The 6,462-nt window shown below is 63.4% G+C and carries 5 protein-coding genes; 1 reads left to right on the top strand and 4 read right to left on the bottom strand.

Annotation, left to right across the window (positions count from 1 at the left end; translation table 11 throughout):
• On the top strand, nt 1-1,563 hold a 1,563-nt coding region (locus tag ACY693_RS13175), incomplete at its 5' end, for an EAL domain-containing protein (protein WP_462322286.1).
• Here ACY693_RS13175 and ACY693_RS13170 read toward each other — a convergent pair.
• The 4 genes from ACY693_RS13170 to ACY693_RS13155 form a co-directional block, all read right to left on the bottom strand.
• Nucleotides 1,473-3,056 (bottom strand): class I SAM-dependent methyltransferase, encoded by a 1,584-nt coding sequence (locus ACY693_RS13170; RefSeq protein WP_462322285.1) that lies wholly within the window; start codon nt 3,054-3,056, stop codon nt 1,473-1,475. The two genes, ACY693_RS13175 and ACY693_RS13170, sit on opposite strands and share 91 nt — an antisense overlap.
• On the bottom strand, nt 3,056-3,820 hold the full coding sequence (locus ACY693_RS13165) for a DUF1365 domain-containing protein (protein WP_462322284.1): 765 nt from the start codon (nt 3,818-3,820) through the stop codon (nt 3,056-3,058). Before ACY693_RS13165 ends, ACY693_RS13170 begins: the two co-directional genes overlap by 1 nt.
• On the bottom strand, nt 3,817-5,205 hold the full coding sequence (locus tag ACY693_RS13160) for an NAD(P)/FAD-dependent oxidoreductase (RefSeq protein WP_462322283.1): 1,389 nt from the start codon (nt 5,203-5,205) through the stop codon (nt 3,817-3,819). Before ACY693_RS13160 ends, ACY693_RS13165 begins: the two co-directional genes overlap by 4 nt.
• A 295-nt stretch (nt 5,206-5,500) precedes the next feature.
• Nucleotides 5,501-6,462 (bottom strand): MGH1-like glycoside hydrolase domain-containing protein (locus ACY693_RS13155; protein ID WP_462322282.1); only part of this gene is annotated, 962 nt, incomplete at its 5' end.

The following is a 6,462-nucleotide window of genomic DNA, read 5'->3' as shown; positions in this document are numbered from 1 at the left end:
GGCGAGGACACCGTCGCCCGTCTCGGCGGCGATGAATTCGTGTTGCTGTTGACTGATCTCGAAAAGCCGGATGACTGTTTCGGTCTGCTGACCCGCGTTCTCGACGCGGTGAGTGAGCCGATCAGGATCGGCGACCTAGTGCATAGCCTCTCTGCGAGCATCGGTGTCACCCTTTCGCCGCCCGACATTGCCGACCCCGACACCCTGCTTCGGCATGCCGATCAGGCCATGTACCAGGCCAAGGAGGGCGGAAAGAACACCTATCATCTCTACGATGCTCAGCAAGACCATCTGCTGCAGGCTCGACGGGAAAAGTTGGAGCGGATCGGCCGAGCAGTCGCAGACAACGAGCTGATTTTGCACTTCCAGCCTCAGGTCGATATGGTCAGCCGCGAGGTGATTGGCGTCGAGGCCCTGGTACGCTGGCAGCATCCGGAGCAAGGTCTACTGCTGCCGGGAGCCTTCCTACCCGATATTGAAGGGACTGAGCTTGAGGTCAAGCTCGACGAGTGGGTGATCGAGTCCGTCTTGCGCCAGTTGGAGGCCTGGGCTAGTGAAGGGAGGCATCTGCCGATCAGTGTCAATATCGGCGCGCGGCACCTGTTGCGGCCGGATTTTGCAACCAACCTCGAGACGCGCTTGAAGGCTCATCCGGGCGTGGCCGGCGAAGACCTGGAGCTCGAGATCCTGGAGACGGCCACACTCAGTGATTTTGACCAGGCGCAACGTGTGCTGGCGCGCTGTCGCGAGCTCGGGGTCCGGTTCGCGCTCGATGACTTCGGCACAGGCTATTCGTCGTTGGCGTACTTTCGCGCCTTACCGGTCGATCTGCTCAAGATCGACCAGAGCTTTGTGCGCGACATGCTGCACGATACTGGAGACAAGGAGATTGTCGAGAGCGTCGTACAGTTGTCGCATGCGTTCAATCGTCCAGTCATTGCCGAGGGCGTCGAGACGCTCGCACATGCGGCTATGCTGACCTGGCTCGGCTGCCCCTTCGGTCAGGGCTATGGGATCGCCCGACCCATGCCCGCGGCGCAGCTGCCCAAGTGGATCGCACGCTGGTCGATGGAGCATTCCTGGAGCGAGGTTGATGGTCCGGTTGAGCGCGATGATCTGCCGCTCATGCTGGCGGCGCAGAATCACCGCTGCTGGTTGCACCGATTTATCGAGACCGTGGAGCATGGCGATAGCGCGGCGATCGCCGAGCTGAAGCCGGACGATGTCGATTTCGGTCGCTGGTACGCCGGTCTCGGTCGGCGCCGATACAAGACCTTTGCCGAGTTTCGCCCGATTGGGAGCAAGTACGAGCGGCTCCAGGCCGTCGCCGCCGATCTCCTCGCGCGCATCCGAGCCGACCAGTCTCTGGCCATACCGGACCGGGTGCAGGTCTTGAAGAAGACGAGCGATGATCTCCTGACCGAGATTGGTCGGCTCATCCAGCGCGTGTCGCCCGGGGCACGCCCGCCAAGTCAGTCCGGGGAGCAGGTCTGCTGCTTCAGGGCTACCTGCATCACATCGATACGGTCATCGAGAAAGCCGGCCTCGCAGTACGAGAGGTAGTAGCGCCACATACGGATGAACCGTTCGTCATAGCCGAGCGCCCGCACCTCGGGCTCGCGCTCGAGGAAGCGCCGATGCCAGGCCTGCAAGGTGCGCGCATAGTCCTTGCCGTAGAAGCTGCGCTCAGCGATCTCCAGACCGGCCGCCCGGGCGGCAGCGTCGAAGCGACCTACCGTCGGCAGCATGCCGCCTGGGAAGATGTAGTGCTGAATGAAATCCGGACTCGCCTTGTAGTCATCGAAGATGTCATCGGAGATGGTAATGACCTGCAGCGCTGCAGTACCGCCTGGGCGTAGGCGCTCGCGCAGTGTCTCCATGTAGATGGGCCAATAGTCCTCGCCGACCGCTTCGAACATCTCGATCGAGACGATGTGATCGAAGGTCTCGCTGACGTCGCGGTAGTCCTGCAGCCGAAGCTCAACCTGGGGCGCTAGCGGGCTGTCCTTGAACCGTGCCTGCGCCCATCTCAGCTGTTCTTCAGAGAGGGTGATGCCGGTCAGCTTGAGCCCGCGCTCGGCGGCTGCTTGCGCCATGGCGCCCCAACCGCAGCCGATCTCGAGAATGTGCTGGCCGGGCCTCGCATCCAACATCGCGAGCAGGCGCCGGTACTTGCGCTGCTGCGCCTGGATCAGGGCTTGATCGTCATCCTGATCGGTCTGCAGCCTAGCACCGTCACTCATGGCGTCACCGCTGAGCCCGGGGCCGGCTCCGGCATCGCTGTTGGTGCCCCTGTTGGCGTTACTGCGGGTGCAGGGCGCGAATCCTTTCTGAGCACCCTGTGCGGCGTCGTCATGCGCTCCAGTTCGGGTGCTGATGCCAGCGAGCAAGCGGGTCTGTGCCCCCTGACTCCGGCCATTGCCGATCAAGGAGGTCGCTTCTGGTACCTGGACCGCGGCTGGACGCGATGCTGTGGCTGCTTGCGCGGCAGTGACCGGCACTGGTGCCGCATAAACGGCGCTGGAGTAGGTCATGCTTTCGTCGAGCCAGAGCTGGTAGAAGTCGGTGCCCAAGTCGTCGTGATAGGCGATGTTGCGGCGCCTGCCGGTGCGGGTGTTACTGCGCTGTTGGTGACGCCGCGGCGAGATCAGCCGATGCAGCGGACCGCCGCGCTGGCGCTCGCGCCAACGGTGCTCGTTGACGGCGAGCAGATGCAACAAGGCGGTCGGGTCAGGGCTATCCCAGTCGCCGGCCATCCAGCTCTCGCCGAGTCCGAGGTGTCCCTTGGTCGCCAGGCGCCGCGCCATGCGTAGCGGTCGATGGATGTCGATCTCTGCCCGGGGTCCCTCACGATCGCTTTCGAGCAGATAGCAACGCTCGCCCAGCCGCAGTCGAAGCTGGCCGGCCGCAATGCGGTCGAACAGTCGGGTGATCGGCCAGATGACCGGCTTGAGCAGGGTCCGCAGCACTGGGCCGAACAGCGGCTGTTGCAGTGGCTGCTGGAGCTGAAGCTGGGGCTGGGGCAGGGCGGCCTCGGCCGTCTTATCGCTTGCCATCAGGTCACCTTTGGATGGGCTGAATCGGGTTTGGGGACATAGCGCGCACCGCGCAGCCAGATCTTCAGGGCCTGCCAATGGATGGCAACCATCACCTTGAAGCTCATCAACGGCGTGCGCCGGAACGCCCGCCAGAGGGCGCGGTTGGTCAATGGCTCGCCAGCGCCGGATTGCGTGGCAACCAGCTCCAGCCGGCCGTCCTTGTGGAACTGCCGGATGAAGACGCCGATGGTCTCGGCTGGCTCGGAGAGCCGAAACCGATACTCACCGGTTACCTCCATCAGCGGTGAGACATAGAAGCATTTCGAGGCCGTATCGCGCACCGGCCAGGCCAGTGGCTTGCCGCCGTTGGCCAGCAGATAGAAGTGGGACTCACCAAAGGTGTTACTGACCTCGGCCAGCACGGCGCGCAGCTGGCCGTCGGCGTGCTCGCAGTACCAGAGGCTCAAAGGGTTGAAGCCGTAACCGAGCACCCGTGGCATACAGAGCAGCCGAATGCGCCCGCCCTCGAGGTCGATACCCTGATCCTGCAGCAGTTGATCGGCCCAGGGCCGCAGTGGCGAGCCGTCGCGCGGACCATGATCCTCGGCAGCAAAGCGGAACAGACCAAAGCCTTTTCGGGTGCGCAGCAGTGGTGGCAGGCGGTCCAGGGCATCCAGGTCGAGCAGCAGGCTGAAGACCTTGTAGGTGAAGCGATACTGCACCGGGAACAGGCGCCGGTGCATCACCTTGGTGAAGTAGATGCGATGTGGATTCTCGCTCATGCGGGTGCGCTCGGGCGTTGCTCAGACACCTGTGACAGGCCGGTGGTGGCTGGTGACAGGTCAGGGGACAGGTCAGGAGTTGGTCTCGAGCCGGACGCCGGCCTATGTGCGGTTGCCGACAGTATCGAGGTATCGACACCGAAACGGTCGGCCATCGCGACTGCCGAGGCCAGGGCATCCTCATGGAATCCGTAGCCGAAGTAGCTGCCGCAGAACCAGATCCGATTCTGACCCTGTAACTCGGCGAGCCGCGGCTGGGCATCCATCGCGGCCTGATCGAAGACCGGATGGTCGTAGACCATCTCAGCGATGATGCGCTCCTCGGCCGGTGGGCGCAGCGGATTCAGCGAGACCAGATAGTCCTTGTCGGTCTTCAGCCCCTGCAACCGGTTCATCCAGTAGGTCACCGAGACCGCGCAGGTGCCGTCCTGCGTCAGCTGCGAGAGATAATTCCAGGAGGACCAGACCTGCCGGCGCTGCGGCATCAAGCCGATATCGGTGTGCAGATAGGTGCGGTTCGGCTGATAGCGGAAAGGGCTCAGTAGCTCGTGCTCGGCAGCGCTCGGCTGCTCCAGCAAGGCGAGTGCCTGATCGGCATGACAGGCGAGCACGACATCGTCGAACCGAGGGCGCTCGCCCGAGGCCAGGGTGATCTCGACGCCTTGCTCGGTGCGCCGGATCGCCTGCGCCGCATCGAGCCGGACCTGCTCATGGCCGATCTCCGCGAGGAAGCGCTCGACATAGCGGGCGCTGCCACCGGTGACCGAGCGCCACAGCGGCCGATCGATCAGGTTTAGCAAGCCGTGATTGTTGAAGAAGCGTGCCAGGCTCTCGGCCGGAAAATCGAGCATAGTCCGGGTCGGGCAGGACCAGATAGCGGCGGCCATGGGCAACAGAAAATGGTCACGGAAGCTTGCGCTCATGCGCTCGCGCTCGAGCAGCGCGCCGACACTCAGACCGTCGAAGCCGCCAGAGCGCAACATCGCCTTGCAGCGTCGATTGAAACGAACCAGATCAGCGACCATGCGCAGGAATCCTGGGCTGAGCAGGTTGCGTCGCTGTGCGAACAGGGTGTTGAGGCTGTCGCCCGAGTACTCGATCTGGCCCGGACCGATCGAGGCCGAGAACGACATATCGCTCTCGCGCGTGGCCACGCCGAGGACCTCGAACAACCGCGTCAGGAGCGGATAGTTGGCGATGTTGTAGACGATAAAGCCGGTGTCGACTGAGAGGCCTTGGCCAGCTTCGTCGACGTCGATGGTATGGGTATGGCCACCGACGTAATCATTCTTCTCGATCAGGGTGACCTGGTGCTCTCGGCCGAGGAGCCAGGCTGCGGCGAGACCGGCAATTCCGCTGCCGATGACGGCGATGTTCTTTCGCATACGAGGTGTCTTACCGATGTCGACCAGCTGCCGCCAGGAAATCTGGACAAGTCCAGCGATTTCAATGGCGGCTCAGCGACTGTGTGGAGGATAGAGCGCTGTTGAAAATAGACAGGCGGCGAGGCTGCGGGTGAGCCCCATAGCCGCACGACGGCTAAGGGTATCGATGACGCGGCTTCGAGACAACGCCCGCCTGTCGGCCCTGGTATCCGGTCATTATCGGGCGTCCCTGCATCCAGATCGGCGACTGCAGAGAGGCGGGCCTTGCCTGCAACAGAGTCGAAGGACGGCTGCATTAGGCGATCTCGTCGATCAGGCTTGGTGTTTCTGCGCTGTCGAGCCCACTCCAGGGACGGATGTCGCGCTGATATTGGCGCATGACCAGATTGGCGAGCAGACCGGTCCAGCCGGTCTGATGGGCGGCACCCAGTCCGGCACCGGTCTCGGCATGGAAATACTCGTGGAAGGCAAGTAGGTCCTGCCAAAGCGGGTCGTCGTTCGCTGGCCAATGGCCGCTCAGGGCTGGGGCGTGATCGCCGTTGTCGTGTCGATAGAGATTGCTCAGTCGGTCGGCGATCAGCGTCGCGATTTCCTTCAGGTTGAGTCGCTTGCCGCCGAGACAGGGCACCGCCACGGTGAATTCGTCGCCAAGGAAGCGATGGAAACGCTCGAGCGAGGACACCAACGAGTAATTGGTTGGCAGCCAGACCGGGCCGCGCCAATTGGAGTTGCCGCCGAACATCGGCGAGATCGATTCGCCTGGGACGTATTCGATGAGTGCATTGCCGATGCCAGGGATGAAGCCGAGATCCCGGTCCCTGGCATGAGCGCGACTGAGGCTGCGCACGCCAAAGGGTGACAGGAACTGTTCCTCGTCCAACAGGCGCTTGAGGATGCGCGGCAGCATCGAATGGTCGACCAGCGACAGCAGCCGCTCACCGCGCTCGTTCTCCCAGTCCGGACAGGCGCAGACGTAGCTGCCGCGAAACAGCCCGCCCTTGTGCTCCTTGAGCAGCCGTTCGAAGCGCGGTGCATGGTTGAGCATGCGGCGGTTGACGATCTCGACCGCGAACAGCGGGATCAACCCGACCCAGGAGTAGACCGGGATGCGATGCGCGCCCTCGGGCGTCTCGAGCAGGTCCATGAAGAAGCCTCGGTCCATGTCCCAGAGGGACGGGGTGCCGGTCTCCTCGCTGCCAGCGACGGCCTCGGCGATGGCGAGGAACTGCTTGTCGCAGTGGATGGCGCTGTCCTCGT

The organism is Halochromatium sp. (assembly GCF_054919635.1).
This window is presented reverse-complemented; position numbering and strand designations above follow the sequence as displayed.

Excerpts from the sequence above, each read along its gene's own strand:
- ACY693_RS13170 (WP_462322285.1), bottom strand. The coding sequence starts at position 3,056 with ATGGCAAGCGATAAGACGGCCGAGGCCGCCCTGCCCCAGCCCCAGCTT.
- ACY693_RS13165 (WP_462322284.1), bottom strand. The coding sequence starts at position 3,820 with ATGAGCGAGAATCCACATCGCATCTACTTCACCAAGGTGATGCACCGG.
- ACY693_RS13160 (WP_462322283.1), bottom strand. The coding sequence starts at position 5,205 with ATGCGAAAGAACATCGCCGTCATCGGCAGCGGAATTGCCGGTCTCGCC.